Source organism: Herbaspirillum chlorophenolicum (assembly GCF_001189955.1).
GTDB lineage: Bacteria > Pseudomonadota > Gammaproteobacteria > Burkholderiales > Burkholderiaceae_D > Herbaspirillum > Herbaspirillum chlorophenolicum.
The window spans coordinates 1-927 of record NZ_LFLT01000153.1; the positions used below are offsets into that span (position 1 = coordinate 1).

Annotated in this window: 1 protein-coding gene; it reads right to left on the minus strand. The window is 57.6% G+C overall.

Annotation, left to right across the window (positions count from 1 at the left end; all coding sequences use genetic code 11):
- Positions 1-927 (minus strand): copper resistance system multicopper oxidase (locus tag AKL28_RS23640; protein WP_156226488.1); only part of this gene is annotated, 927 nt, incomplete at both ends.

The window sequence follows — 927 nt, forward strand, 5'->3', positions numbered from 1 at the left end:
TGTCCATGCTATCCATGCTCGACATCGAGTCCATGCCGCTCATGGAGGACATCCCCGCCATCGCACCGTGATTCATGTGGCCCATAGCCCCATGATCCATACCGGACATCGAGGACATGTCGCCCATCATGTCGCCCATGCTGAGCCACTCCGGCTTGTCGACTGCGGGCACCGGTGCCGTCAGTCCGGCGCGAGTTGCCAGCGTGCCACGAGCGTAGCCAGTACGCTCCATGGACTGGGCAAACACGGTGTATGCGTCGTCCTTGGGCTCGACTACCACGTCACAGGTTTCGCCCGGGCCGAAGCGGAATTCGTCCACGCTCACCGGCTCGATATCCACGCCGTCGACCTGAACCACCTTCAACTTCAATCCGGGAATTCGTACGTCATAGAAGGTGTTGCCAGATCCATTGATACAGCGCAGGCGGACTTTCTCACCGGGCTTGAACAATGCGGTCCAGTTGCCTGCCGGCGTGACGCCATTAGCTAGGTAGGTCAAGGCAGCCGCAGACAAATCGCCCAGGTCAGTGGGGTTCATGCGCATCTCATTCCACATCGCACGATTGTCCATAGCTGCCTTCACGCCAGCTTTGCGGGCGTCGCGGACAAAATCGCCGGCCGTCAGGCGATTTAGATTGTAGAAATCGCCTTGCTTCTTGAGCTTGGAGAGCACCGACATCGGATTTTCATCCATCCAGTCAGAGAACAGAATCACATGCTCCCGATCTGCCAGCTTCTTACCGGCATCCGCCGGATCGATGACGATAGCGCCGTACATCCCGGTTTGTTCTTGCATCCCCGAGTGGGAGTGATACCAGTAGGTGCCGCTTTGCTTGACCTTGAATTTGTACGTGAAGGTCTCGCCAGGAGCGATGCCAGCAAAGCTGATGCCTGGCACGCCATCCATCTGGAACGGCAAAATAATGC